22 protein-coding genes and 2 pseudogenes are annotated in these 25,154 nt (G+C 52.4%); 6 read left to right on the top strand and 18 right to left on the bottom strand.

Annotation, left to right across the window (positions count from 1 at the left end; translation table 11 throughout):
• Positions 1-81 precede the first annotated feature (81 nt).
• Positions 82-822: an HAD family hydrolase gene (locus tag OHJ21_RS29455; protein ID WP_100541087.1), complete on the bottom strand. Its 741-nt coding sequence runs from the start codon at positions 820-822 to the stop codon at positions 82-84.
• A gap of 201 nt (positions 823-1,023) precedes the next feature.
• On the opposite strand from OHJ21_RS29455, the gene OHJ21_RS29450 reads away from it, so the two are divergent.
• Positions 1,024-1,908 (top strand): class I SAM-dependent methyltransferase, encoded by an 885-nt coding sequence (locus OHJ21_RS29450; protein ID WP_100541359.1) that lies wholly within the window; start codon positions 1,024-1,026, stop codon positions 1,906-1,908.
• Between the two features lie 306 nt (positions 1,909-2,214).
• Here the strand turns inward: OHJ21_RS29450 and OHJ21_RS29445 are convergent.
• From OHJ21_RS29445 to OHJ21_RS29405, 9 genes and pseudogenes are all read right to left on the bottom strand, one after another.
• Positions 2,215-2,413, bottom strand: a pseudogene (locus OHJ21_RS29445) (glycerate kinase); the annotation flags it as partial.
• 19 nt (positions 2,414-2,432) lie between these two features.
• Positions 2,433-3,971, bottom strand: a complete 1,539-nt coding sequence (locus OHJ21_RS29440; protein ID WP_100541088.1) for a solute symporter family protein — start codon at positions 3,969-3,971, stop codon at positions 2,433-2,435.
• Between the two features lie 138 nt (positions 3,972-4,109).
• The gene (locus tag OHJ21_RS29435) at positions 4,110-5,621 is read right to left on the bottom strand and encodes a solute symporter family protein (protein ID WP_100541089.1); all 1,512 of its coding nucleotides are present in this window, start codon (positions 5,619-5,621) and stop codon (positions 4,110-4,112) included.
• A gap of 6 nt (positions 5,622-5,627) precedes the next feature.
• Positions 5,628-5,927: a DUF485 domain-containing protein gene (locus OHJ21_RS29430; RefSeq protein WP_009593006.1), complete on the bottom strand. Its 300-nt coding sequence runs from the start codon at positions 5,925-5,927 to the stop codon at positions 5,628-5,630.
• 189 nt (positions 5,928-6,116) lie between these two features.
• Complete coding sequence (locus tag OHJ21_RS29425; RefSeq protein WP_100541090.1) at positions 6,117-6,914, bottom strand: LytR/AlgR family response regulator transcription factor; 798 nt, start codon at positions 6,912-6,914, stop codon at positions 6,117-6,119.
• Positions 6,901-8,667 (bottom strand): LytS/YhcK type 5TM receptor domain-containing protein, encoded by a 1,767-nt coding sequence (locus OHJ21_RS29420; protein WP_100541091.1) that lies wholly within the window; start codon positions 8,665-8,667, stop codon positions 6,901-6,903. The genes OHJ21_RS29425 and OHJ21_RS29420 overlap by 14 nt, the downstream gene beginning before the upstream one ends.
• A gap of 318 nt (positions 8,668-8,985) precedes the next feature.
• Positions 8,986-9,465, bottom strand: coding sequence for a threonine/serine exporter family protein (locus OHJ21_RS29415; RefSeq protein ID WP_076323830.1), 480 nt, complete (start codon positions 9,463-9,465; stop codon positions 8,986-8,988).
• Positions 9,466-9,488: 23 nt separating this feature from the next.
• Positions 9,489-10,244: a threonine/serine exporter family protein gene (locus tag OHJ21_RS29410; RefSeq protein WP_100541092.1), complete on the bottom strand. Its 756-nt coding sequence runs from the start codon at positions 10,242-10,244 to the stop codon at positions 9,489-9,491.
• 199 nt (positions 10,245-10,443) lie between these two features.
• A complete protein-coding gene (locus tag OHJ21_RS29405; protein WP_100541093.1) occupies positions 10,444-11,427 on the bottom strand; it encodes an aldo/keto reductase in 984 nt (327 codons plus the stop codon).
• Positions 11,428-11,647: 220 nt separating this feature from the next.
• Between OHJ21_RS29405 and OHJ21_RS29400 the strand changes: the two genes are divergently transcribed.
• The 3 genes from OHJ21_RS29400 (at position 11,648) to OHJ21_RS29390 (ending at position 15,443) form a co-directional block, all read left to right on the top strand.
• Positions 11,648-12,172: a PadR family transcriptional regulator gene (locus OHJ21_RS29400; RefSeq protein ID WP_100541094.1), complete on the top strand. Its 525-nt coding sequence runs from the start codon at positions 11,648-11,650 to the stop codon at positions 12,170-12,172.
• 487 nt (positions 12,173-12,659) lie between these two features.
• Positions 12,660-13,961, top strand: a complete 1,302-nt coding sequence (serS, locus tag OHJ21_RS29395; protein WP_486021943.1) for a serine--tRNA ligase — start codon at positions 12,660-12,662, stop codon at positions 13,959-13,961.
• Between the two features lie 444 nt (positions 13,962-14,405).
• Positions 14,406-15,443, top strand: coding sequence for an LLM class flavin-dependent oxidoreductase (locus tag OHJ21_RS29390; RefSeq protein ID WP_486021941.1), 1,038 nt, complete (start codon positions 14,406-14,408; stop codon positions 15,441-15,443).
• A gap of 69 nt (positions 15,444-15,512) precedes the next feature.
• On the opposite strand, the pseudogene OHJ21_RS29385 reads toward OHJ21_RS29390, so the two are convergent.
• From OHJ21_RS29385 to OHJ21_RS29355, 7 genes and pseudogenes are all read right to left on the bottom strand, one after another.
• A pseudogene (locus OHJ21_RS29385) lies at positions 15,513-16,261 on the bottom strand (SDR family NAD(P)-dependent oxidoreductase).
• A 105-nt stretch (positions 16,262-16,366) separates the two neighbouring features.
• The gene (locus OHJ21_RS29380; protein ID WP_486021939.1) at positions 16,367-17,119 is read right to left on the bottom strand and encodes an SDR family NAD(P)-dependent oxidoreductase; all 753 of its coding nucleotides are present in this window, start codon (positions 17,117-17,119) and stop codon (positions 16,367-16,369) included.
• A gap of 19 nt (positions 17,120-17,138) precedes the next feature.
• Positions 17,139-17,570 (bottom strand): MarR family winged helix-turn-helix transcriptional regulator, encoded by a 432-nt coding sequence (locus tag OHJ21_RS29375; protein WP_100541100.1) that lies wholly within the window; start codon positions 17,568-17,570, stop codon positions 17,139-17,141.
• A 586-nt stretch (positions 17,571-18,156) separates the two neighbouring features.
• Positions 18,157-18,798 carry an NAD(P)/FAD-dependent oxidoreductase gene (locus OHJ21_RS29370; protein WP_100541101.1) on the bottom strand — a complete coding sequence of 214 codons (642 nt, stop codon included), beginning with the start codon at positions 18,796-18,798 and terminating at the stop codon, positions 18,157-18,159.
• Positions 18,799-18,884: 86 nt separating this feature from the next.
• Positions 18,885-21,317 (bottom strand): heavy metal translocating P-type ATPase, encoded by a 2,433-nt coding sequence (locus tag OHJ21_RS29365; RefSeq protein WP_100541102.1) that lies wholly within the window; start codon positions 21,315-21,317, stop codon positions 18,885-18,887.
• 36 nt (positions 21,318-21,353) lie between these two features.
• Positions 21,354-21,554, bottom strand: a complete 201-nt coding sequence (locus OHJ21_RS29360; protein ID WP_100541103.1) for a cation transporter — start codon at positions 21,552-21,554, stop codon at positions 21,354-21,356.
• 289 nt (positions 21,555-21,843) lie between these two features.
• On the bottom strand, positions 21,844-22,167 hold the full coding sequence (locus OHJ21_RS29355; RefSeq protein ID WP_100541104.1) for a metal-sensitive transcriptional regulator: 324 nt from the start codon (positions 22,165-22,167) through the stop codon (positions 21,844-21,846).
• Between the two features lie 211 nt (positions 22,168-22,378).
• Here OHJ21_RS29355 and OHJ21_RS29350 point away from each other — a divergent pair, with 211 nt between their 5' ends.
• A complete protein-coding gene (locus OHJ21_RS29350; RefSeq protein ID WP_100541105.1) occupies positions 22,379-23,077 on the top strand; it encodes a response regulator transcription factor in 699 nt (232 codons plus the stop codon).
• Entirely contained in the window at positions 23,070-24,173 is a 1,104-nt protein-coding gene (locus tag OHJ21_RS29345) for a HAMP domain-containing sensor histidine kinase (RefSeq protein WP_100541106.1), read from the top strand. Before OHJ21_RS29350 ends, OHJ21_RS29345 begins: the two co-directional genes overlap by 8 nt.
• A gap of 243 nt (positions 24,174-24,416) precedes the next feature.
• Here OHJ21_RS29345 and OHJ21_RS29340 read toward each other — a convergent pair whose 3' ends face one another.
• Complete coding sequence (locus OHJ21_RS29340; protein WP_394059370.1) at positions 24,417-24,953, bottom strand: hypothetical protein; 537 nt, start codon at positions 24,951-24,953, stop codon at positions 24,417-24,419.
• Positions 24,954-25,154: the final 201 nt, after the last annotated feature.

Here is a 25,154-nt window from a genome sequence, read left to right as displayed (position 1 = left end):
CCTCCATTTAAAGGGCATGGCCACGATAATTCTTTAACTTAGTCCTGCTCCGGTAACACTTTACACTCGCCGCAGCATTTTTTATTCGATAACCTCATCAAGCAGCCGCTCCAGCTCGCCATAACTCGTCACGGTATGCTGTGGTTGATGCTCCGATTCCGGCCCTACGCTCCGGTGATTGAACCAAATCACATGCCAGCCCGCAGCCAGGGCGCCAACCACATCATTGCGCCATGAATCCCCGATGTAATAGGAGTCCTCCGGCACCGTTCCGGTCAACCGATTCACATGGTGGAAGATCCGCGGATCGGGCTTGTCCCAGCCCACCGCTCCGGATACGAATAGACGCTCCTCCGGTATGAGATCACCCAGCTGCATCGCTGCGATTTTGTTCATCTGGTGTTCTGCCGGACCATTGGTAATCAAGCCAACGACATGCCCGGTATCCGCCAATTTCTTAAGAAGCTCCCGGGCGCCTTCAAACATCGTGATGTTATACTGCCGGTCCAGATAGGTCTGCTGTACCGCCTCAGCCTCCTCGAGGGTCAGCTGTATGCCGAATTCGGCCAACGCGAATTGGAAACGACGCCTGCGCATATCTTCAACCGCTTCCCCGTAAGCAGCCGTGCCAGCCCCTCCGAGCTCTACGGACAGCTTGTCGCTGTAATAGCGCATCCGGTGATAGGCGGCTTCATAAGGAAACGCGCCATCAGGGCGGGCAACCTTCTGAACGGCATCGCGAAAAGGCGCCAGATGGTCATACAATGTATCATCCACATCGAAGAATATCCCCTTCGGTGATATTGGTGTCTTCATATGCATCCCTCTTCCTCATTCGATCTCTCTATTGTACCCGCATCGGCACTACCCGGGTCAAGCCTATCTGTTAATAAGTTCCTTTCCTATGATATGATGGCATTAAAGAGGCAGGATACATCAACTGGAACGTGCTACTTACCTACGCCAGCCAAGACCTCCAATTGTAATGCCCGATTATGTACCCGGATAAGGAGATGAATAATGATGACCAAGGATATGACCGAAGTGTGGAGTAAGGATTTCGTTCCCGAGGGTAACCGTGCCAGCAACGTGGATCGTTTCACCGGCTTTGAGGATACCTATGATCAGCATCGCCCCGAAGCTCCCCAGGAGGTTGTCGCCCTGCTGACAGGCTATTTAGAGCGCAAGCCTTCTCTCGTTGTCGACTTGGGATGCGGCACGGGACTGTCCTCGTTTGCATGGAAAGACGCAGCGGACCAAGTCATCGGCGTTGAGCCGAATGACGATATGCGGGGCAAGGCTATGGCCAAACTGCAATCGCTGCAGCAAGAGGGCGATGCCACTCACGGTGTGCAGCTTGCCGACATCAAGTTCGTCTCCGGCTACTCGAACCAGTTAGCGCTCCCGGATCAGTCAGCGGACATCATCACCTGTTCCCAGTCCTTTCACTGGATGGACCCGGCCAGCACGTTGAAGGAGGTTTCCCGCGTTCTGCGTGAGGAAGGGATATTCGCGGTATATGATTGCGATTGGCCGCCGAGCCTGACCTGGAAGGTCGAGCAAGCATACCAAGAGCTGATTGAACGGGCAGAGGCTATCATCGACCGCCATGTGGAGACACAGGAGAAGGCTTATAAAGGGAATAAGAACGAGCATCTGAAGCATATCCGGGAGAGCGGGGTATTCCGGTTCTCCAAAGAGATCGTATTCCATCATATGGAGCCGTTCACCGCCGAACGTTATACCGGCCTTGCCGTCAGTCAAGGCGGTATCCAAACCGTGTTCAAGCTGAAACAAACCGAATTGAACGATAAAATCGCACAGTTCCATGCCCTGGTCGAGGAGCACTTCCAAGGGCGGACTCTTCCCGTGATGCTCAGCTACCGTATGCGGCTTGGCATTAAATAAAGCAAGAAGCATCGAAAGGGATAATCCCGAAGTCCTCGCGCATCCTGCGGGGGAAGGGATATGAAGTATAACCGGCGTGTCTGAGAGGTTTGAGGTTCACCGAACCAACTCAGCGCGCCTTTTTCGTTAGCGAATAGGTCAGCCCTTCCCGCATCTACTCCCTATTAAGAATGATTACTTGCACAAGGAAATCATGAGACGGACGATATGCCCCGACGTTCTCTCCACGTTTAGCTGTTCGTTGTCCAGCGCCTCCGCTAGCGTAACAGCGCCTGGCACGATGCCAAAAATAGCGTCTATCCCTTGATCAACCAGGGACTGCATCGTACCCTCACCGCCGTCCGCCATGGGCACATGGATACAGGTCGCCTTCGGATTTCCCTTCTTACATGCCGCGTTCCATCGACTCACAGACTTCTTTGGCGGTCATGCTCTCCTTAAATGATTCGGGCGCGAGTACAATTACACAATCCTGCTTCAGCGTTATCCCCTGCCTCTCATTCATCATTCTTATGTAGGAAACGTTATCCCGGCTCGCGGGTATGAATCTCATCCGGGGCCATATGGGCAATGGCCTGCATCGTCTCAAACTGGCCGCTGGAGCCGACTTTGCCGGATAGCAGAGTACCGAGGATGCCGCCCGCGAAACCAATTGGAATGGACACGATGCCCGGATGCTTGAGCGGGAAGATCGCTTCCGCCCGGATCCAGCCGGCCCCGGGATCCATCACGTTAGGCCCCACGGCCATGAGCAGTAAGGAAGATATCAATCCGGCCGCAATGCTCGACATGGCCCCATACGTATTAAATCTCCGCCAAAATAGCGTGAACAGCAGCACCGGCAGGTTAGCCGAGGCAGCAACCGCGAACGCAAACGAAACGAGGAACGCCACGTTCAGCTTCTGCGCGCCGAGTGCGAGCACAATCGAAGCGGTGCCAACCACGATGGCCGAAAGCTTGGCCACTCTCATCTGCTGTGCCTCGGTCGCCCGTCCCCTTCGGAAAATGCTGCTATAGACGTCATGAGCAAATGCGGAGGATGCCGTCAGCACAAGCCCGGAGATCACGGCCAATATGGTTGCGAAGGCAACAGCCGATACAAAGGCCATTAAGAATTCGCCACCCAAAGCGCTTGCGAGCAGCGGCGCTGCCAGCTCAACACGCTCCGACAAAACGGACCAATCGACGAAGGCAGCCGCCCCAAAGCCAAGAAAAATGGTCATGGCGTAAAAGATGCCGATCGTAAACGTTGCCGTTTTTACCGATGAACGGACCGTACGCGGGTCTCTTACCGTGTAGAAACGCGCAATAATATGCGGAAGTCCCGTTGTCCCTAACACCAGCGCCATATTAAACGACAGCATGTCCAGCGGATGGTCGAACATATTACCCGCCATCAGAAACCGCTCCTGCAATGGGGTCGCCCGCTTCATGGATTCGAATAAGCCGAGCAGATCCCAATCGAACCTTGCCAGTACGATGAGACTCACGATAAAAGTACTGCTGACCAGCAAAATAGACTTGACGATCTGCACCCAGGAAGTCGCGAGCATGCCGCCGAACGTGACGTAGACGGTCATTAAGCCTCCGACCAGCACGATGGCTAGCGACGTTTCCAGCCCGAACAGCAAATGGACGAGCCACCCGGCACCAACGAGCTGGGCAATCATGTAAAAGACGGTGATCATCATGTTGTTGACGGCGATACATCCGCGCAGCCGTTTCTCGCTGAACCGGACCGCCACCGCATCCGCCATCGTGTACCTGCCCAGGTTATGAAGCGGCTCGGCGATGATGTACTGCACGATCACATAGGAGGCAAGGAAGCCGATCGAATAGAAAAAGCCGTCGAAGCCGTACACCGCAATGGATCCCGCGATGCCAAGGAAGGACGCCGCGCTCATATAGTCACCGGAAATGGCCAAGCCGTTTTGCAGCCCGCTCAGGCGATTGCCCGCTGCATAGAAATCATTCGTGCTTGTTGTTCGCTTGGCGGCATAATACGTAATCATTAACGTGCCGACCACAATCGCCAGAAAAAAAACGATGCCGGATATGTTCATGTGGCGTGCATGCCTCCTTCCGCCTCAGCCTGAAAGCCTGTTATTCCTTTATTTTACGATAAAATGACAAAAAAAGGGCGGTCCCTGCGCCGCTAAGCAGCTGGATACACCCTTTTTGGTCAAAGAATTAGATCCCGATTACGCGCCCGTATTGGCCTTGACCAGCACTTCGGCATACTTCGCTTCATCCTTGGAAGAGGATAACAGCGTGCCGATATAAGCTGCCAGGAAGCCAAGCGGAATGGAGATGATGCCCGGGTTGCTCATCGGGAAGATCGGATCGCCAATCAAAATCGCTTTGCCGGCCGGATCCCATATATTCGGACTAAGCGCCACAAGAATCACCGTGCTGATTAACCCTGTCAGCATCCCGGTAACCGCGCCTGTCGTATTAAACCTCTTCCAGAATACCGTGAACAGGATAACCGGTAAATTCGCGCTGGCCGCAACGGCGAAGGCGAGCGAAACAAGGAATGCCACGTTCATCTTCTGGGCAAACAACGCGAGCAGAATGGAGACAATGGATACGCCAATCGATGCGTACCGTGCCATCTTCAGCTGCTCCTTCTCCGACGATTCGCCGCGGCGCACGATCTGACCGTAGAAATCATGGGCGAAGGCCGATGCGGCGGACAGCACAAGGCCCGTCACCACCGCAAGGATCGTCGCGAACGCAACCGCCGAGATGAGCGCGAACAGGAAGTCGCCGCCAATCGCTTTGGCCAGGAGCGGCGCAGCCATGTTGCCCGCTTTATCGACCTCGGTAATATCCGCCGCGCCTACGAAGGCGGCAGCCCCGAAACCGAGAAAGATCGTCATGACATAGAAGATGCCGATAATCCAGGTAGCGTAGACCACGGAGCTGCGTGCCGTCTTGGCATCCTTAACGGTAAAGAAACGGGTCAAAATATGCGGCAGACCTGCCGTGCCGAGTACGAGGGCAAGGTTGAGCGACAGCGTCTCCAGCGGGATTTTGTATTTATTCCCAGGGTTGAGGAATGCCTCCTGCAGCGGCGTGGCCGTCTTCATATGATGGAACATCTGGGTCAGGCTGAAATCGAATTTGGCGAAAACGATCAGCGAAATGATGAACGTGCCGGCCATGAGCAGCACGGCCTTCGAGATTTGAACCCAGCTCGTGGCATGCATGCCGCCAAAGACAACATAGATGGTCATGAGCACGCCGACAATCAGAACGGACGTGACATAATCCAGTCCCAGCAAAAGCTTAATCAGCGCACCTGCTCCAACCAGCTGTGCGATCATGTAGAAGATGGAGATGGAAATCGTGTTCAACGCTGCAACGCCGCGTACTTTCTTGTCGGAGAAACGAGCGGCAATCATGTCCGCCACCGTATACTTCCCGAGATTCCGCAGCGGCTCGGCGACAAGGTACAGCACCACCAGGTAAGCTACGAGGAAACCGATGCTATAAAAGAAGCCGTCAAAGCCGACTAACGCGATCGAGCCTGCGATACCAAGAAAGGAGGCAGCAGACATATAGTCGCCGGCAATGGCTGTCCCATTCTGCCAGCCTTTAAGCCCTCCACCTGCCGTATAGAAATCGCTGGTGTTGGTTGTTTTCTTGGCAGCGTAATACGTTATAATCAGCGTGAGCATTACAATTCCGCAAAACAACGCGATAGCCATAGTCGATTACGCCCCCATATCCTTTTTAATATCGTCTACCATACGGTCAAACTGAGCCGCCTTGCGGGAGTACAGGATGCACAAGACCCATGTCATGACAAACTGCGCGAATGCAAATACCCATGCCCACGTGATCGGGCCGATCGCAGGGTGGTTCAACACGTCGGTGTACGAAGTGAGAATCGGCAGCGCAAAGTAAAACAGAAGAAAAAAGACGGTCATCGGAATAATGAACCGTTTCTTGCGGGAGAGCAGCGTTTTGAATTTTTCGGAATGCCATACTTCGGTATAGCTTTTTTCTTCCATTGCCTTTCCCTCCATTAACGATCAGGATCTATTGCGTCTCCCATGAATGAAAGCGCTTTAGAATGATTATATACAGGAGGACTGCCTGCGACCACAGCTCCTGCGCGAAACGTCCGATAGGGTGCGCGAAAGGGCGGATATGCCGCCTGAACGGGGAGACGCTCCACCGTTCCCCACGCGTGCTTCTCCCTAGGCCTCTCGAAGCAACCGGAACAAATCCCGGGCGGCCTCGCGAGACAAGGGAATCATCGTCCGCTGCTCATCCTTTAACACGATATTGTAAGCGCCGTTCTGCCAAGGGGACAGCTCCGCAATCCGGTTCACGTTAACCAGGTAACTGCGATGAGGCCGAAAGAACGAGTAACCCGCAAGCTTCTCCTCGAGCTCCTGCAGCGTGCTCTTGCTCGTAATCCGCTGGCCTTCGGCCGTCCATATGCGAATAACCCGTTCCTCGCGCACCGCGTACAGGATCGCCTCAGGATCGACGAGCACATGTTTGTCCCCATCATCGAATAGCAGTTTGCCGCGCATGCTGCGAGGAGCAGCCTCAGTAGAAGGATACGAAGCTGCCTGGAGGGCGACATCATAGGCTTCCTGCTTTGGGGTGGCTTGCCCTTCTTGAACCCTGCTGCGAATTCGCTGCAGCGTTTCCTTTAATCGCATATGGCTGTAAGGCTTTAGCAGATAATCAATCGCATTCAGACCAAACGCCTCGACAGCATACTCGTCATAGGCTGTCGTAAAGACAATGAAAGGCGAGACCGGGGAGGCCTTCAGCATTCGCGCAGCCTGCAATCCTTCCAGCTCCGGCATATGAACGTCGAGAAAGACGACATCCGGCTGCCGTAAGGGAACAAGCTCGAGCAGTTCCCGACCGTTCGCTGCATGAGGAAGCAGCTCGATATCAGGCTCCTGTTCCAGCAGGTAAGCCAGCTCCTCCCTTGCCAATCGTTCGTCTTCCGCTATCATCGTTTTAATTCGCTTCACGGTACCGGCTCCCTTCCGATAGACTGCAGGGGATGCTGAAGGATATGCTGCATCCGCCCTCTGCAAGATTCTCTACGATGAGTCTGGCTTCTTTGCCAAACATGCTGATTAAACGCTGATTGATATTGTAAATGCCGTTTCCCGTGCCCTCGCTGCCGATGATCGGCTGTTCACCGAGGCTGTCCAGCACCTCAGGCGAGATGCCAGCCCCGTTGTCCAGCAGTTGTACAACCGCCATATCGCCCGCCCGCTTTAGGGTCAACTGGATGAGGCCCCCGCTCGCTTTATCCCGCAAGCCGTGCTTGATGCTGTTCTCCACCAGCATTTGCAGCGTCGCGGGCGGAATCATAAGCTCGCCAAGCACCGGATCCAGCTGGCACTCAAACGTGAACTGATCCTCGAACCGGATTTGAATAATGTCCAAATAGGCATTCAATAGCTCCATTTCCTCACGAATGGTTGTTCTGCGGGAGGCCATGACCTTGACGTTCAAGCGCATGAACGCCCCCAGCTGCATCGTGGCATGTCTTGCCCGCAGCGGATCGCTCCGGATCAACGAATGGATCGCATTGAGCGTATTGAACAGAAAATGCGGGTTGATCTGCGCCTGCAAAAGCTTAAGCTCCGCCTCTTTCATTAAATGGCTCATCTTCTCGTGGGCCGTGGCCCCGAGCTGATAGGAAATCAGCTGTCCAAGCCCTTGGGCCATGACCAGCTCTACGCGCCGTATATCCTGCGGCCGCTTGAAGTAGAACTGAATGACGCCTACGATCTGGCTACCTTCGATCATCGGGACCAGAATGGCCGCACCGAGTGCCGGATGACGGGGTTGAATATCTTCCGCATTCTCTATGATCCGAAGCTCGCCGGTCGCGATGACATTCTTGGTCAAGTCGGATCTGATCTCTTCTCCGGGATCAATGGTACGGCTCGCGGCGCCGGCATGGGCCAGAAATCGCTCCGTATCCGTAATGGCGACTGCCGTTGTTTTCAGCTCGCGCAGCAGCAAGGTCGCCACGGCCTGAGCCGTTCGGTACGTCAAGCCCTGCTTCAGATGCGGCAGCGCCGCTTCTGCGATATGGAATGCCTTCTCCGTCTCGTAAGCCGCTGCCCGCTCTTCCTCGGTAAGCGCAACCCGCAGCATCGTCGTGAAGATCGCAATGGATATGCTGTTGGTCAGCACCATCGGCAGACCGATCAGGTTGACCAGCTCCACCGCGCGGTCCGGCTCATCGGCACAGATCAAAATAACGCCCATGTGCAGGATCGGGGCGAACATGCCGACGAATAACGCTTTTGCCGGCGAGATCACCCGCTCCTGCGAGAAGAATCGGGCTACGCCCCCGGCCAGGGCACCCGTAAGCGGTACGGCGATAGCTCCTGCCAGCCCCGTGTAGCCGCCGATATACAGGAGATGAGCTCCCGCCAGAAGCCCGCCCCCGATGCCGACGCGGGGCCCGCCGATTAGCCCGCCGATCACAACGCCGACCAAGGCGGAATGGGCCAGCGCCTGTTCCCCGGTCAGCCGCACCAACCAGAAGGAGGAGCTCGACTCGCCATTCTCTACGACAACGCCTGCATACGCTCCGAGGATGCCGAAGAGTCCAAACAGGCAGGAATAGATGAACATTCGCGTGCCGGACATCTCTTTGCGGTCCAGCAATTGGCGGAACAACGGAATTCTCGTCAGTATAAAAGTCAGGATGAGCAGCATGCCCATCCGTTCGAACAGATGCAGCGTCAACTCCTGCATGGACATCCCTCTTCTTTGATGGAGTAGGAATCTTCATCTGACGGTCAGTGGACGGTATGGATAAATAGGATAAGTGTGAATGCGGTTTCATTTCATGCAGTAAAGATTATATAGTACAGCGATGATTTGGACAATAAAAAGGAATAACATGAAACTTATGTAAAAACATTCAAGCGGAGATCCTATCCTAACGGGCACTCCAAAAAACCGTATCCCCGCGGTTAAGCGAACGATACGGCCAGTAAACAGCTGCAAGCCAAAACAGCCAAACATCTCCCCTCATTCTGATGTGTAAGGTCACTTTGGAATCACGAGGCCTTACGAGCCGGTCGAATTGGGTTTTCCAGCTCTTCTCCGGGATATCGACCACTTCCGAATGATCTGATTCGTTACCTCCGATAGCAGCAAACCCAGCGCGATGGCACCTGAAATCATGAAGGCTTGCGCCCCTAGCTGAACAGCCTGATCAAATTGATTCTGGGCGACATGCCGAAGGGCATTATAGGCGACTCCGCCCGGCACCAGCGGAATAATCCCCGACACGCTGAACACGATAATAGGCGTCTTGTATTTTTTGGCGAAAAAATGGCTGATGATCGTTACGCAAAAAGCCGCAAACACGGTGGCCGTCACCGGCTCAACCATCATGTTCTGCAGCATGATGTAGAGCAGCCAGCCCACCATGCCGGCAAACCCGCACTGCAGCAGTGCTTTTTTGGGTACGTTAAATATGATCCCGAAGGCCGCCGAAGCAACAAAACTCGTGATGAGCTGCTGTATATAAAAGGTTGCCACCATCTTCACCTCCACTCACACATCTCTTAGAATGACAACGTAAACGCAATGCCCGCGCCGATGGCAAAGGACGTAACAAAAGCCTCCGCGCCTTTGGACAAGCCGGATATCAGATGCCCCGCCATTAAATCGCGGATGGCATTGGTGATCAGCAAGCCCGGTACGAGCGGCATCACGGAGCTGATAATGATCGTATCCAGCTGATGGCCGAATCCGTATCTGACCATCCATACGGAGGTGATGCCGATGACCAGCGCTCCCGAGAATTCGGCGAAGAATCGCACCGGTATGACCCGATGCATGAATACAAAGCAGGAGAAGCCAAGACCGCCCGCAATGGCAGCCGGTACGAAATCCGGCCAGATGCCGCGAAACATAATGAGGAAGCAGCCGCTGGCAATCGCTGACAGGAAAATCAGCAGCCATGTCGGATAGATCGCCTGCTCATGCTCGATTTTCTCAAGCGCCCTATGAGCCTCTTCAATCGTCAGCTCACCGAGGCTTACGCTCCGAGACACGCTGTTGACCTGATCGATCTTATCGAGATTGGTTGTCCGATCTGAAATACGAATGAGCCGCGTAATATGCTGAGGCTCCTCCACCGAGAAGATAATCCCGGTCGGAGTCATATAGCTGTGGCTGTTCTCCACGCCGAAAGCCGCGGCGATCCGCATCATCGTATCCTCGACCCGATAGGTCTCCGCACCGCTTTGCAGCATGATTTTGCCTGCTAACAAGCAGACTTTGATGATGTCATGCTCCCGCTTCAACAAGTCATTCAAAACGACAATCCTCCTGCTGAACACATTCCGATTCAGAATCTTTGCCTATATTATAGTATCATTGCCATGATAAAGCATAGGATATGCTTTAAAGCAGCACTGCAGCAGCTGCAATCGTTCTGTTCCATGCCCATCATCGACCACAAAAAGCCCCCCGAACGATCGGGAGGCTCCTTTACGATTTATCCTTCGAATCGGCTTAATAGGCACCGCGGATGTGCATGGCTACCTGCTCCTGATAGAAAAGCGCAAGGCGTTCTTTCTCCTCCATGCTGAACGAAGGCACGTCCAGCGTGCCTAGGTTGTCTTCGATCTGGCGGACGCTGCGGAAGCCGGGAATCACCGCAGTGACCTCCGGGCAATCCAGAATCCAGCGCATGGATGCACGGGCCATGTCGCCTCGGCCCTCGGCAATCCAAGCGAGCTCTCTGGCGAGCTCGACACCCTTTTCGAACGGGAGTCCGGCAAAAGTCTCGCCCACGTTAAACTGCTCGCCGTTGGCATTGAAATTCCGATGATCCCCTTCGCTGAAGGTAGTGCTCTCCGTAAATTTCCCGGTTAAGAGACCGCTGGCAAGCGGCAAGCGCACCAAAATGCCCACACCCGACGCTTTGGCCTTCGGGAGTAGCTGGACCAGCGGTTTTTGGCGGAACAGATTAAAGATAACCTGCAGGGACCTCACCCCCGGTACCCCCAGGCAAAACAGTCCTTCCTCCACCGTTTCCACGCTGACGCCATAATGCCTGATTTTCCCCTCGTCCTGCAGCTTGTCCAGCGCTTCAAACACTCGCCCGTCCTTCAACACCTCAAAGGGAGGGCAGTGAACCTGATAAAGATCAATCCGATCCCGCCGAAGCCGCTTCAGGCTGTTCTCGCAATAAATGCGAATCGACGCCTCCGAATAGGTCTGAAGATCATGAATATCTCCGGCACGGCAAAACTTGGTGGCGATATGCACCGAATCCTCCCTGCCTTTGGTTGCGCGTGCAAGCAAATCCTCCGCATGCCCATCTCCATATACGTCGGCCGTATCGAAGAAGTTCACACCTTCGCCAATGGCGCGATCCAAGCCCTTCAAGGCTTCCTCATCGTTGGTCTGCCCCCATGAACCTCCGATCGCCCAAGTGCCGAAGCTGACCTCGCTAATGTGAAGCTCCGTATTTCCCAATTGTCTGTAGTTCATCGACGATATAGCCTCCTCATCCAACTGCCATACTAGTTCACACTACTAGACTAAACGTTAAATCGCTTTCATTCAATCCATATATGACATTTACCTATTTTTCCGCGGGTTGTTGACAATTCATTCCATCGCTCCTATAATACAATCATCAGATATCCAACGTTGGATATCCAGTTGTGAAATTCACCTTCACATACACATCCTAAGGAAGTGACCCAACATGACCAACCTCATCCTGCTCTCATTCCTGCGCCAGCGTCCGATGCACGGCTATGAAATTCAGCAGCTTATTCAGGCCAGCCGCATGGACCTATGGACGAATATTCTGTCCGGCTCCATCTATTATGCACTTAACAAGATGGAAAGCGACGGTTGGATAGCAGCCACCGCTGAAGAGCGGACCGGTGCAAGACTTCGCAAAATTTACAGTATTACGGATGAAGGCGAGAAGTTATTCCAGAAGATGATCCGCGAAACCTTGACGCTTCCTCCCCACACCGTCAAATCCGACTTCTCTCTTGGTTTGGTCTGGATCGAGAACATTCCGAAGCAGGAAGCGGTGGAATTGCTGCAGCAAAACCTTAAACAGGTGGAAGAATCGCTGGCACAATGGCGTTCAGGGAAAGAAATCAAGGGACAGTACGGCTTATCCAAGGTCGCCCTAGCTACCTTCGATAATGCAATCTCGATCCTGGAACAGGACATCGCCTTTCTCAACAAAATCATAATACTCGTTCAAGAATAAGCCTCAGCATCAGCTGCGGCTTTCCTTTACGGTAAATACCCAACATTGGATATATAATATAGGTTAGATCGGCGCAGCTTCATGGATCTTCCGCCCGGATGCGGAGCAGCCTGCCGTATGGAAGCAAGGAGCAACGAAGGAAGCTGCATCGATATAACGTCGTACAAAATCCGATAAGCCCCTTGTATAAAAGACATCTCATGCGGTATACTGAACAACAATATCAACATCAGGCCGATGAAGAGCTTCCAACTCCGAGGCGTTCTCGTCAAGGGGATCCGATCCTACAACCGATCAACGATCCTCCTAAGTTAACCGGACCCGCCCGTTACCGCGGAATCAAAGTGGATTGAACACGGACCCGCCTGTTTTGTGATTAGGTTACGGTTCAATCAATTTGGGTGGCACCGCGAGCGCATAAGCGTCCCTCGTCCCATATGGACTAGGACGCTTTTTTATTTTTTTCAGAAGAAGGAGCGCGGTGATTATGCTAGATATGAAATGGATCCGAGAGAGCACTGAGAATCAGGAAGAACTGCAGCAAGTGGCTGACCAGAAAGGCATCGCCCTGTCGGTTGCCGAACTTGTCCGGCTGGATGACCAGCGTCGGACACTGCTGCTCGCCGTGGAGGGCTTGCGGCAGCAGCGCAATGCCATCTCGCAGGAGATCAGCACGCTCGTGCGGCAAGGCAAACAGGAAGAAGCCGAACGGATGAAACAGCAGGTCAAGGACAGCAACGATCAGTTGGGCAAGCAGGAAGCGTTATACCGGGAGGTTGACGACGCCTATAACAAGCTGCTCATCCTTGTACCGAATATCGTTTCGCCGGATACGCCGGTCGGAGCTTCGGATGAGGACAATGTAGAGATCAGACGCGTTGGCGAGCCCCCCGTGTTTGATTATGAATACAGGGATCATGTTACGCTCGGCGAGCTGCACCGGATGATCGACATTCCCCGCGGCGTCAAAACCGCCGGCACGCGCAGCTACTACCTGACCGGCATCGGCGCAATGCTGCATCGAGCCGTTCAGCAGCTGGCGGTGGATATGCTGGTCGCCAAGGGTTTCACCCTTATCGACGTGCCGTTAACCGTAAGGACGGAGGCCATGCAGAATACAGCATTCTTCCCGCTTGGTCAGGATCAGGCTTTTCAAATAACGGAGCAAGATAAGTGGCTCGTCGGTACGTCGGAAGTGCCGTTGGTATCGTTCTATAGCGGTGAAGTCGTCGATGTGGCGCAGCCGATTCGCCTGGCTGCAGCATCGCTGTGCTTCCGGAGCGAGGTCGGCTCGGGCGGCCGGGACGTTTATGGCTTGTACCGGGTGCATCAGTTCGCGAAGGTGGAACAGGTCGTTATCTGCGAAGCCAGCGCGGAAGCCTCGGAGCTGCTTCTGCAAGAGATCACGGCCAATGCCGAGGAGCTGCTGCAGAAGCTCAAATTGGCTTACCGGGTCGTTGCCGTCTGTACCGGAGATATGTCGCAGAAAACGTACAAGCAATACGACATCGAGACATGGATGCCAAGCCGGAAGGCTTATGGGGAGACCCACTCGTCGTCGAATCTGCTCGACTTTCAGGCGCGTCGCTCGAACATCCGCTACCGGGACGCAGAAGGCAAGCTGCGCTACTGCCACACCCTGAACAATACGGCCGTGGCTTCGCCGCGAATTCTTATCCCGCTGCTGGAGAACCACCAGCAGCCCGACGGCTCGATCCTCATTCCGAGGGCGCTCAGACCTTACATGAACGGGATGGAGCGGATTGAGCCTCCACACACAACGGAATGAAAGACATCATCAACCTATATCTGACGTTCAACAACGCAGCCATTGAATGGCTGCGTTGTTTTGGGATTTCATTTTGTAAGTGAAGTACTTGCCTCCGCTCCGTCACTATAAATGCATGAATCGGGTTTAACCGATACTTAGACCAGCATAAAAAGCATATACTATGAAGTACATTTTTCTTTAGATTATGGAAGCCATCCGTTTTCAGCGAAGCTGAACCGTTCGATAATCGCAAGAAAAATTCCCTCTAAATGCGGTCTGGCTTCTGCGAAGGTGCATCGATGTATATTTTTCTTATGGATTAAGTAGGTATATAATGTTCGTTATATAGGGATACCAACTATCGATAAATAGATTCATTTTTTTCGGCACCCACTTAAACGGATGTCTTCTCCCTATATAAAAACTTTACCGTGCCGCGCACGAATAAGGAGGTCATACCCTATGACAGAACCTAATCTTGATCATACAGCGCCCAAAACGCTTCGCGATATCCCTATTTCCATCCTGGATCTCGCCCCGATTACAGCGGGCAGCACCGCTGCACAGTCGCTGCGGAATACACTTGATCTGGCCAAGCATGCCGAGAAGTGGGGGTATAACCGCTACTGGCTTGCCGAACACCACAATATGCCGGGGATCGCCAGCTCGGCCACTTCAGTCGTCATTGGCCATGTCGCCGGAGGCACGAGCAAAATCCGCGTCGGATCCGGCGGCATCATGCTGCCGAACCACGCTCCGCTGGTCATCGCCGAGCAGTTCGGGACCCTTGAATCGTTGTATCCCGGCCGGATTGATCTCGGTCTTGGCCGTGCGCCGGGATCGGATCAGCTCACATCCCGGGCGCTCCGCCGCGGTCCCGACAGCGACGGCCAGGATTTCCCGGATCGTCTCGGCGAGCTGCGGAATTACTTCCAGCCTACCTCCGGGTCGTCCATGCGCATCCGGGCGATTCCCGGTGAAGGCCTGCATGTACCGATCTGGCTGCTCGGCTCCAGCGGTTTCAGTGCGCAGCTGGCAGGACAGCTGGGGCTTCCGTTCTCTTTTGCGAGCCACTTTGCTCCGGATTATCTGATGGCCGCGCTTGACCTGTATCGAACCAGCTTCCGTCCTTCATCGGAGCTGAGTAAGCCTTATGCCATGATCGGCGTGAACGTGATCTGTGCCGACACGGATGAGGAAGCGCAGCGCCTGGCTACCTCGCCGTACCAGCAGTTCCTGAATATCATCCGGGGCCGAACCGGCCAGCTGAGTCCACCGGTGGACAGCATGGATGATCTGTGGAACCTGCAGGAGCAGGCCATCGTGAAGCGCCAGCTCAGCTTCTCCGCCATCGGCAGCCCTGCAACCGTCCGCGCGCAGCTGGAGCAGTTCCAGCAGTCGACGAACGCGGACGAAATCATTGTCGCGGCCGCCATCTACGATCATGAGGCGCGCTTGCGTTCTTATGAGCTGCTGGCGGATGTTGTCGGCATCAAATAAATGTTATACCAAAAAGACCAGACAAACCCGGTATTCCGGTGCTTGACTGGTCTTTTTTTCAAATATATATTACAACGTCAATCCGCCATCAATTGTAACCAGCGAGCCTGTCATGTAGCTGGAGCCCGGAGAAGCCAGGAAGGCAACCACGTTCGCGATTTCATACGCCTCAGCCGGACGGCCCATCCGCATGTTGCCCACTTCCTCAGGCACGTAGCCGCCTTCCATGAAGGACTTGGCCACCGCTGCCGTGAGCGGCGTCTGAACGCCGCCCGGGCAGATGGCGTTCACGCGAATGCCCTGCTTCACGTATTCCAGCGCTGCTCCCTTCGTCAAGCCCACCACCGCATGCTTGCTTGCCGAATAAGCGGCCGCACTGTGCTCGCTGCGGATACCTGCCGTAGAAGCGGTATTAACGATATGTCCGCTGCCCTGCTCCTTCATGACTTTCAATACATACTTCATGCCGAGAAAAGCGCCCTTGACGTTCACGTTCATTTGACGGTCAAATTCGTTCTCGTCGATGTCGTCCAGCATCGAGAACTTCTGCACGATACCCGCATTGTTGAAGAAAAAATCGATTCTGCCATAGGCCTTAACCGCCTGATTCACGTAGTTCTGGTTTTGGTCACATCCGCTTGCACGAAGATGCCCTCACCGCCCTGCTCCTTGATTAAACGCAGCGTTTCCTCGCCGGCTTCCTTGTTGAAATCAACGAGCACTACCGCTGCACCATCCTCAGCCAATTTCAAGCTGCTGGCTCTGCCGATCCCGCTGGCTGCCCCGGTAATGACAGCGATCTGTTTGTTATCGGACATGGAACAACACTCCCCTTGATGGAAAAATAAAATTAGGCCCGACCGAGTTGTATCACGATCATTTCTGCCGTCTATCGCTTATAGACAAGCCATTGGAAGGATGAATTACTTCGCGAAATATCCGCCATCGATCGGCAGCTCAACGCCTGTAATGTAAGAAGACTCATCCGAAGCAAGGAACAATACGCCGCGTGCGATATCTTCCGCTTTGCCCAGGCGTGGAAGCGGAGTCTGGGATTGGAACCACTGCATCATCTGCTCATCCTTGAAGAGATCCACGGTCATTGGCGTTTCGATGTAGCCAGGGTGAACCGAATTGCAGCGGATGTTATGCTTCGCAAAGTCAACGGCCGTGGCTTTGGTCAGCATGCGTACCGCGCCTTTGCTTGCCGTGTAAGGACCGGCGCCGCTGCCGCCTGTCAGGCCGGCAATGGAGGAGATGTTGACGATGGAACCACCGCCGGCTTCGATCATATGTGGAATAACATATTTTTGGCCGAGGAATATGCTCGTAACGTTAATCGACATGGTCTTCTCCCAGCCTCCGACCGTCAAATCCATGAACGGCGTTGCATTGGAGACACCGGCATTGTTGACCAGGATGTCGATTTTGCCGAATTTTTGAACCGTCTCATCTACGACACGAACCCAATCTTCCTCTGAAGCTACGTTGTGCTTGAATCCGATCGCTTCGCCGCCAAGCGCTTCAATCTCGGCTACGACGTCTTTGATCTTGTCTTCCTGAAGGTCCGTAATCGCAATCTTGGCTCCCTCCTGCGCAAACAAAAGAGCGTCGGCTTTACCCATACCACCTGCTGCACCTGTAATGATGGCTACTTTATTGTCCAATCTCCCCATGAGAATACCTCCTGAAATATTAGTCGTTGGTTTGGCTATCTTCATTGGACCGCCCGATCTTAAGCTGCAGATGTTCAATCATCTTCTCGTATGAAGCGATCAACACATCCATCTCCTGATCGGAGAAATCCGACCATAAGCCTTCATTCAATTCACGGTACTTCGCAATCATCCGGGCTTCAACTTCACGGCCCTGCTCCGTAATCTTAAGATAGACCTGACGCCTGTCCTCGCTGGACGCCACCCGTTCAATATAACCCTTACTGACCAGCTTGTTGCTCAAGTTGGTCACGGCCGACAGCGTAACATTCAAGGCGTTGGCAAAATACGAGCTGGTCTGCTGCCCCTCATACGCCAAGGTCTGCAGCACGTAGTACTGAGGGCCGGTCAAATCATTGTCCAGAATCTTGGCATAGTTCGCCACAAGCGTCATCATCTGACGGGCTACCATGTTAGATAATTGTTCCCTCTTATCCAGTTTCATCACCTCGATGCCCAACGAAGTCTACACATTTATTACAAATTTAAATAGTTAAAAGCTTTTAACAATCTAAATTGTATACCCTTGCACATCGCTCGTCAACCACGATAAAATGCCCGATCTGGTTGTTATTCCCACCGTCGCAAGCAGTGAAGGCAAAATGCACTCAGAGTGGATCTCGCTTGATCGAACCAAGCAAAGATTCCAATGGATAGCACGTTTTATCTATAGAAAAAAAGAGCACCTCAGGTGCTCTTGAAAGTATATCCATCCTCGTTTCGGCGTATCCCGTTAAGAGGAATAGCCGGTATATTCTAAAGTATCGTAGTCGGCGCGAGCCGAGCTTTCCCTGCTATTCCCGGTAGTGTAGGGCGCGATCAGCGCTAGGATAAATCCCATTCCGATCGGACGAGACGATGGCGGCTGGGGCAGATGCATTCGAATCATCGGGTGCCGACTACGTCACCAAACAGGGAATCACACGAAATGGGAGATCCCTAATACGCGCGTTGGTGATAAAAAAAGGCACCACCCTAAGGTGATGCCTTCCAAGTCATTATCCTGCCGTATCCATCCGCGCATCCAGTGTGAGTTGACGCAGTTGATCGAGCGTCATGCGATCTACGAAGCGCGAGAACTTCTCTTTTTTCTTGCCATGCTCCTGATAGATAGTGATCAGCTTCAGGATGATTGGAGCCAGCTGCTGCGGCGTCAAATCCGTATGCAGTTGCTTGGCCAGAGCAGCCTTCAACCCTCTCGGCTCTCCACCTACATAGATATCGTAGGTATTCCGCATCTTAATAACAGCAATATCCTTCAGCAGCGGTTCACTGGTGCCGAGCGCACAGCCCGCGTAACCGATCTTTAGCGGATTGGGTACAGGATGATCGGCGATTACTGCATCCAGCATCTTTGCAACGTCCAGTCCCGAATCCTCCGCCCCCCGGCAGAAGTTGCAGGTGATCAGGCTCTTGGAGACAAAGCCCGCGGGATGAACCTGAAGTCCGGCGGCTTCCAGCTTTGCCTTGGCTTCCACCACCCGATCTGCATCCATCTCCACGTACAATTGCTTAAAGGTTGTCATCTCAATGCGGGCATCCTCGCCTACGATAGACCCCAAGACCGCCAGCTGATCCGGGCGGAACAGCGTTCCGCCCACCTCAAAGCCGGGTGTCACTGCAAATTTTTGCGATGCCAATGTCTACACTCCCATCAAGTCGCCCTTATTATCGTTTCCTTGCTAGGTTTGATCCACGTTATATATGAACGGTCTCTTTGCTTCCGTTATACCTTCATCCGCTGCAGGCGAAGGGCATTCAGCACAACCGATACGGAGCTCAGTGCCATGGCGGCCCCGGCCACCCAAGGTGCCAGAAGACCGATGGCGGCAATCGGAATGCCCAGCGAGTTATAACCCAGCGCCCAGAAGAGGTTCTGACGGATGTTGCTCATCGTCTTGCGGCTCATGTAGATGGCATCCGGAATGCTGTTCAGATCCCCCTTCATCAGTGTCACGTCAGCGGCTTCCATTGCCACATCCGTACCTGTACCGATAGCCATGCCGATGTCGGCAACCGCAAGTGCCGGCGCATCGTTAATGCCGTCGCCAACCATGGCGACCTTCTTGCCCTGCTGCTGGAGCTTCTTCACTTCTTCCGCTTTGCCTTCCGGCAGTACCTCGGCCCGCACATGGTCGATACCAACCTGCTTCGCGATGGCCTGTGCCGTGCGTTCATTGTCACCGGTAATCATAATGACTTCGATGCCCATTTCTTTCAATCTTGCTACGGCAGCACGGGACGTCTCCTTGATTGTATCCGCCACAGCCACAAGACCTGCATATTGGCCGTCTACAGCCGTTAACATGGCAGTCTTGCCCTCGGTTTCAAGCTCTGACATTCTGCCGAGGATCGCATCTATCGGCACGTTATGCTGTGCCATCAGCTTACGTGTACCGACCAGCACCTCGTGTCCTTCCACGCTGGCACGGATGCCATAGCCTGGAATGGCTTCAAAATGCTCAGCTGCCGGAAGCTGCGTTCCTTTGGCCTCAATTCCGGCCACAATCGCTTCAGCAAGCGGATGCTCGGAGCTCCTCTCAGCAGATCCGACCAGACGAAGGAACCGCTCTTGATCAAAGTTATGAACTTCCACATCGGTCAACTCGGGTTTGCCTTTGGTGACCGTCCCTGTTTTATCCAGAATAATGGTATCGATTTTATGGGTGGACTCCAGATGCTCTCCGCCCTTGAACAGAACACCCAGTTCTGCAGCGCGGCCCGAACCCGCCATGATCGAGGTCGGTGTAGCCAGACCCAACGCACACGGACAAGCAATAACCAGAATCGCAATAGCGATTTCTAACGATTGAGCGAAATTACCAGGCGTTACCCAGAAGTACCACACGAGGAAGGCAGCAATTGCAATGCCGACCACGATCGGAACGAAAATGCCGGAGATGACATCAGCTACCCGCTGAATCGGAGCTTTGGAGCCTTGCGCTTCCTCAACCACCTTGATAATTTGGGCTAGAGCGGTCTCCTTACCCACTTTCGTCGCTTCCAGCGTCAAGCGTCCGTTCTTGTTTATGGTGGCGCCGATAACAGCATCGCCCGCTTTTTTCTCAACCGGAATGCTTTCACCTGTCAGCATCGACTCATCTACCGCCGACGTGCCCTCCACGACTTTACCGTCCACCGGGATTTTCTCACCCGGCTTTACCAATACGAGATCACCCACCAGGACCTGCTCCACCGGAATGGTCATCTCCTGACCGTCACGAACGACCAGCGCCGTTTTGGCTTGAAGGCCCATCAGGGTTTTAATAGCCTCCGACGTACGGCCTTTAGCCAGGGATTCGAACAGTTTCCCCATAATGACCAGCGTGATCAGCACCGCACTGGTTTCATAGTACATTTCGGGCCCATGGTGTACATTGGCTCCTGCAACGGCCCAATCAATTGTTAAATACAGACTGTAGAAATAGGCTGCCGACGTACCGAGTGCGACCAGAACGTCCATATTGGCGCTTTTGTTGCGAAGAGCCTTATAGGCACCCACATAGAACTGTTTCCCGATAAAAAACTGCACCGGCGTTGCCAAGATCAGCTGGAACCAAGGGTTCATAAACAGATCCGGCATCCAGATCCAAGAGGTGAAGGAGAAATGGCTCACCATGGCCCAGAGCAGCGGCAGAGACAGAATCGCCGACAGGAGCAGCTTCCGCTTTTGCTTGGTGATGGCCTCCTTGCGGTGACCTTCCTGATCAAGCGTCTCCTGTTTGGAAACCGCCTGATACCCAAGCTTCTCTACACGCTGTTGAATATCGCTGAGGCTTACCTCTGCGGGATTGAATTCCACCCGGGCCGTCTCCAATGCAAAATTGACGTTGGCCTGATTAACACCTGGCATCTTGCTTACCACTTTCTCGATTTTCGAAGCACAGGCAGCACAGTACATGCCAATCAGCTGCAGGTCCACGGTTTCCTTTGCTGTTCCGTAACCCAGCTTTTCAATTTTCTCTTCCATCTGCTGGACGGAAACCACATTCGGATCAAATGTAACCGACGCTTTTTCCAGCGCAAAATTCACATTCGCTTCCTGGACGCCCTCCATTTTGCTTAGACCCTTCTCAATCCGATTCGCACAGGCGGCACATGTCATACCCGTTAACTGCAGCGACGTTTTCTTCTGTTCCATTGTTGCTTCTGCTCCCATCTTCTCCTCACCCCTCTTCATCCTCGTGCCGTTTAGTTAAACTACGTTGTATCCTTGTTCCTCGATAATTTCTTTGATTTTATCCAAATTGACTTGGCCTGCGTCGTATTTAACGGAGACCGTGCCTGCCTTCAGGTCCACATGACCCTCGATGTTCTCATTCTTTAAAGCTCCTTCAATGGAATTCACGCAATGCATGCAGGACATACCTTCTACTTTTATGGTTACCTGTTCCATGTTCAATCTCTCCTTTTGGATTATGTTTTATTGTGAGCAGCCCTTCTAAAAGCATGCCCGGAATAAGTTTTGAACGGGTTGTGCTCGTTTCTTGATGTTAGTATACCCCCCTACCCTATATTTAGTCAATGGGTTTTCTCACTTTTTTTGAAAAAATGTCCCCCGCTATGCTTTAACCGCTTAACCGTGCGGTATTCTTCACCTTGAATAAACACCAACTGCCACCTTTAGAAGGTGGCAGCTCCATGGACACTCATCATAACCAGACCGTCTCCAGCCAGGAATTCCATTATTTCATTAACTTGTTCATGGTTGTTAACAGCTCGGTAATAACATCGTCGTCACCTTCCTGCAGGCGTTCCACCACACAGCTCTTCATATGATGCTCAAGCAGCAATTTGCTGACGCCGTTCAAGGCCGACTGGATCGAGGAGATCTGGTTTAATACATCATCACAGTACGTATCCTTCTCAATTAAGCCCTTTACACCGCGAATCTGTCCTTCAATCCGGTTCAACCGGCTGACGAGATTGCTTTTCGTTTTGTCGGAATGATGGCTCTTCCGTTCACCGGTTACTGCGCACGCATCATGTACATGGTTCTCGATTGTCATACCCATTCCCCCCTTGATCACGTTACTTCATCTTATTCTAACCCTATTTCCATTATATCATATAGCCCCCCACCCTATAAAGCCCAGCTTATGGAATAAAGATTGAAGCCATAGCCGGATGTACAGCGGGATCGATTCAATTATTGAGATTTTAGAACGATTCATATAACATGGTCAAAAGGTTAATCATCATTTTACGGGAGTGAACATAATGAGCCGTATCACCATATTAATCGCGGATGATGAGTCCGAGATTGCCGACCTGATCGAGCTGCATTTAAAAAAAGAGGGTTACCAGTGCATTAAGGCACGCAATGGCCAGGATGCCATTCATGCGGTTCAAACGTATCCGATTGATCTGGCTATTTTGGATATTATGATGCCCAAGCTCGACGGCTATGAGGTAACAAGGCAAATTCGCGAAAAGTTTTTACTGCCTATTATTTTTCTCAGTGCCAAAATTTCGGACCTCGATAAAATCGAGGGATTGGTGCGAGGGGCGGATGATTATATGACCAAGCCGTTCAACCCCATGGAATTAGTAGCTCGCGTGAACGCCCATCTCAGGCGTACCAAGCAGTTGAGTCAGTCGGCAGTGGAAGTGAATAAACCTATCGTGGAGATCGGGGGCGCCGTCATTTATCCGGATCAGCGAGTGGTCGAGCTCTACGGTAAGCCCATTGAATTGACGCCAAAAGAATTTGATATCTTGTATCTGCTCGCCAGGCATCCCAAAAAAGTCCATAGTGCCGAACATATATTTCAGCAGGTATGGGGCGAAGACTACTATGAAGGCAGAAACACGGTGATGGTGCATATTCGTACGCTGCGGAAAAAGCTCGGGGAAGATACCAACAAGCATAAACTGATCAAGACGGTATGGGGAGTAGGTTATACCATCCATGTCTAACATGATATTTAGCTTTCGGACTAAAATGATTCTGCTGCTCATGGCCAGTATGCTTGCATCCGGCGCTATTACCTTTGGGATCTATAAAGCTCTCCAGCTGTACTATCGATCCGAAGTTTTGTTTGAGAATCCGTTAACTCGAATTCGATATTTCATGAGGTACGAAATTGGGGATGTGAACTCGTTTTTAATTATTTTTGTACCGCTAGCCATCATGTTTTTCTTCTTGTTCACCAAGCCTTACGCAAAGTACTTCAAAGAGATCTCCAAGGGGATCCATCAGCTCGCAACCGGCAATTTCATTGATCGGGTCCATATTACGTCCAAAGATGAGTTCGGTACGATTGGGCGAGATATTAACTTAGCCATGGATAACCTGCGGGAAGCGGTAGAACGGGGCGACTCTGCTGAGAGCAGCAAGGATCAGCTGGTTCTAAACCTGGCCCATGACTTGCGCACACCGCTGACCTCCGTTATCGGGTATCTGGATTTCATTCTTAAAGACAATCAGCTGACTCCGGAGCAATCCAGGCATTATGCCCATATCGCTTACACCAAGTCTCAACGCTTGGAGAAACTTATCGATGAGCTGTTTGAAATCACCCGAATGAACTACGGCAAGGTCCAGCTTGAGAAGAACATGATCGATCTCGGCGAGCTGCTCAACCAACTGAACGAGGAACTATATCCTATATTTGAAAAAAACGGCCTTACCTCCAGAATGAACATTGCAGAGCAGCTGATTATAGGCGGAGATGGAGATTTACTGGCGCGCGTATTTGAGAATCTCCTCACCAATGCGATCCGGTATGGGAATGATGGCCAATTCATCGACATTCACGCATATGTGGATGCCGATGAGGTTGTCGTTCAAATCATCAACTATGGGGATTGTATTGAACCTGAGGAGCTTCCGCATATTTTCGATATGTTTTACACCGGCGACCGGGCACGAAGCCATCAAACGGGAAGCACGGGGCTCGGGCTCTTCATTACCAAAAACATTGTGGAGCAGCATGGTGGAACCATTTCCGCACAGAGCAGCATGATCCGCACACTCTTCGAGGTGCGTTTGCCCCGAAGTGACCGCCAATAGGCTTCGTACAGCAACGACGATTCAATTATTTAAGAAAAATTTTAGAAATAGCCTGCTTCTTTTTTAATTAGTTTCCCCTAACCTTAAGAACATAGAACTGGGAAAGCAAAAATAGGAAGCAGGGTTATTTAACATAACGAATACGTTCTTTTTACTCAAACCATTTTATCCTATTGTACAAACCCGAACCTCCAGATCGGTGCGTACCGTATCTCCAGAATCCTAGCATCGCCAAGTCTTGAATCATTTGCCGGAGGACGCGTAATAACTATCAAGAAACAGAAAGGTGTCCGCTTGCCCTTTATGGAACATGGATGAAAAGATAAAAATATCCGACGATTCTGTTTTAGGCGGACTCTTCTCGAGGAACTTCCCCTTCTTATTGTCATAGAAATACTCCAGGATGTCATCGGATGGTGATGGATCGTATTCTCCATATCGTTTCTTGATCTCGCCAATTTGCATTCCTATTTCAGCGCCGCGCGTTGTTTGATAATGACCTTTCGATTCTTCCTCCATCCTGATCGCAACAACGGCATCATCTCTGTAGAACACCGCGATCCCGAAATCGTAGTCAAATACACCCCTGGCATGCTCTTGTCCCGTGCCAAGCACTTTTTCAGCATCCGTACGATTCATGCCGTAGTGTACCTTTTGGCCATTATCTATGCGCACGATCCCCATGTCTTCTTTGGTAAACTTCTCCGTTGGCTCACCGCCGCCGTTACAGCCTCCTAAGACCAGGATCAATACTATCAACAAGCAGAAGTATCTAACCATGTAATCCTCCTCCTCTAGAGTTTTTTTCCAATATTTTACCATATAATGCTTTATAAAGGGCACTATTTCTACCTGGGCGTGCATCAAAAGTACATGCTCACACAAAGATTCGGCATTCGAAAAGTATCCATCCATAAAAAAAAGGATGCCCCATCAGATCCAACATCTGATGGGGCATCCCCTAATTTCCACGTCCAGTTA

The sequence above is a fragment of the Virgibacillus sp. LDC1 genome, assembly GCF_025792345.1.
Lineage (GTDB): Bacteria > Bacillota > Bacilli > Paenibacillales > Paenibacillaceae > Paenibacillus_AQ > Paenibacillus_AQ lautus.
The sequence above is the reverse complement of the archived record's forward strand: the minus strand, read 5'-3'. Positions and strand labels throughout refer to the sequence as shown.

What these genes read in the sequence shown, in the direction of transcription:
- OHJ21_RS29455 (WP_100541087.1), bottom strand. Translation starts at nt 822, where the DNA reads ATGCATATGAAGACACCAATATCACCGAAGGGGATATTCTTCGATGTG.
- OHJ21_RS29450 (WP_100541359.1), top strand. Translation starts at nt 1,024, where the DNA reads ATGACCAAGGATATGACCGAAGTGTGGAGTAAGGATTTCGTTCCCGAG.
- OHJ21_RS29440 (WP_100541088.1), bottom strand. Translation starts at nt 3,971, where the DNA reads ATGAACATATCCGGCATCGTTTTTTTTCTGGCGATTGTGGTCGGCACG.
- OHJ21_RS29435 (WP_100541089.1), bottom strand. Translation starts at nt 5,621, where the DNA reads ATGGCTATCGCGTTGTTTTGCGGAATTGTAATGCTCACGCTGATTATA.
- OHJ21_RS29430 (WP_009593006.1), bottom strand. Translation starts at nt 5,927, where the DNA reads ATGGAAGAAAAAAGCTATACCGAAGTATGGCATTCCGAAAAATTCAAA.
- OHJ21_RS29420 (WP_100541091.1), bottom strand. Translation starts at nt 8,667, where the DNA reads ATGCAGGAGTTGACGCTGCATCTGTTCGAACGGATGGGCATGCTGCTC.
- OHJ21_RS29415 (WP_076323830.1), bottom strand. Translation starts at nt 9,465, where the DNA reads ATGGTGGCAACCTTTTATATACAGCAGCTCATCACGAGTTTTGTTGCT.
- OHJ21_RS29405 (WP_100541093.1), bottom strand. Translation starts at nt 11,427, where the DNA reads ATGAACTACAGACAATTGGGAAATACGGAGCTTCACATTAGCGAGGTC.
- OHJ21_RS29400 (WP_100541094.1), top strand. Translation starts at nt 11,648, where the DNA reads ATGACCAACCTCATCCTGCTCTCATTCCTGCGCCAGCGTCCGATGCAC.
- serS (WP_486021943.1), top strand. Translation starts at nt 12,660, where the DNA reads ATGCTAGATATGAAATGGATCCGAGAGAGCACTGAGAATCAGGAAGAA.
- OHJ21_RS29390 (WP_486021941.1), top strand. Translation starts at nt 14,406, where the DNA reads ATGACAGAACCTAATCTTGATCATACAGCGCCCAAAACGCTTCGCGAT.
- OHJ21_RS29380 (WP_486021939.1), bottom strand. Translation starts at nt 17,119, where the DNA reads ATGGGGAGATTGGACAATAAAGTAGCCATCATTACAGGTGCAGCAGGT.
- OHJ21_RS29375 (WP_100541100.1), bottom strand. Translation starts at nt 17,570, where the DNA reads ATGGTAGCCCGTCAGATGATGACGCTTGTGGCGAACTATGCCAAGATT.
- OHJ21_RS29365 (WP_100541102.1), bottom strand. Translation starts at nt 21,317, where the DNA reads ATGGGAGCAGAAGCAACAATGGAACAGAAGAAAACGTCGCTGCAGTTA.
- OHJ21_RS29360 (WP_100541103.1), bottom strand. Translation starts at nt 21,554, where the DNA reads ATGGAACAGGTAACCATAAAAGTAGAAGGTATGTCCTGCATGCATTGC.
- OHJ21_RS29355 (WP_100541104.1), bottom strand. Translation starts at nt 22,167, where the DNA reads ATGACAATCGAGAACCATGTACATGATGCGTGCGCAGTAACCGGTGAA.
- OHJ21_RS29350 (WP_100541105.1), top strand. Translation starts at nt 22,379, where the DNA reads ATGAGCCGTATCACCATATTAATCGCGGATGATGAGTCCGAGATTGCC.
- OHJ21_RS29345 (WP_100541106.1), top strand. Translation starts at nt 23,070, where the DNA reads ATGTCTAACATGATATTTAGCTTTCGGACTAAAATGATTCTGCTGCTC.
- OHJ21_RS29340 (WP_394059370.1), bottom strand. Translation starts at nt 24,953, where the DNA reads ATGGTTAGATACTTCTGCTTGTTGATAGTATTGATCCTGGTCTTAGGA.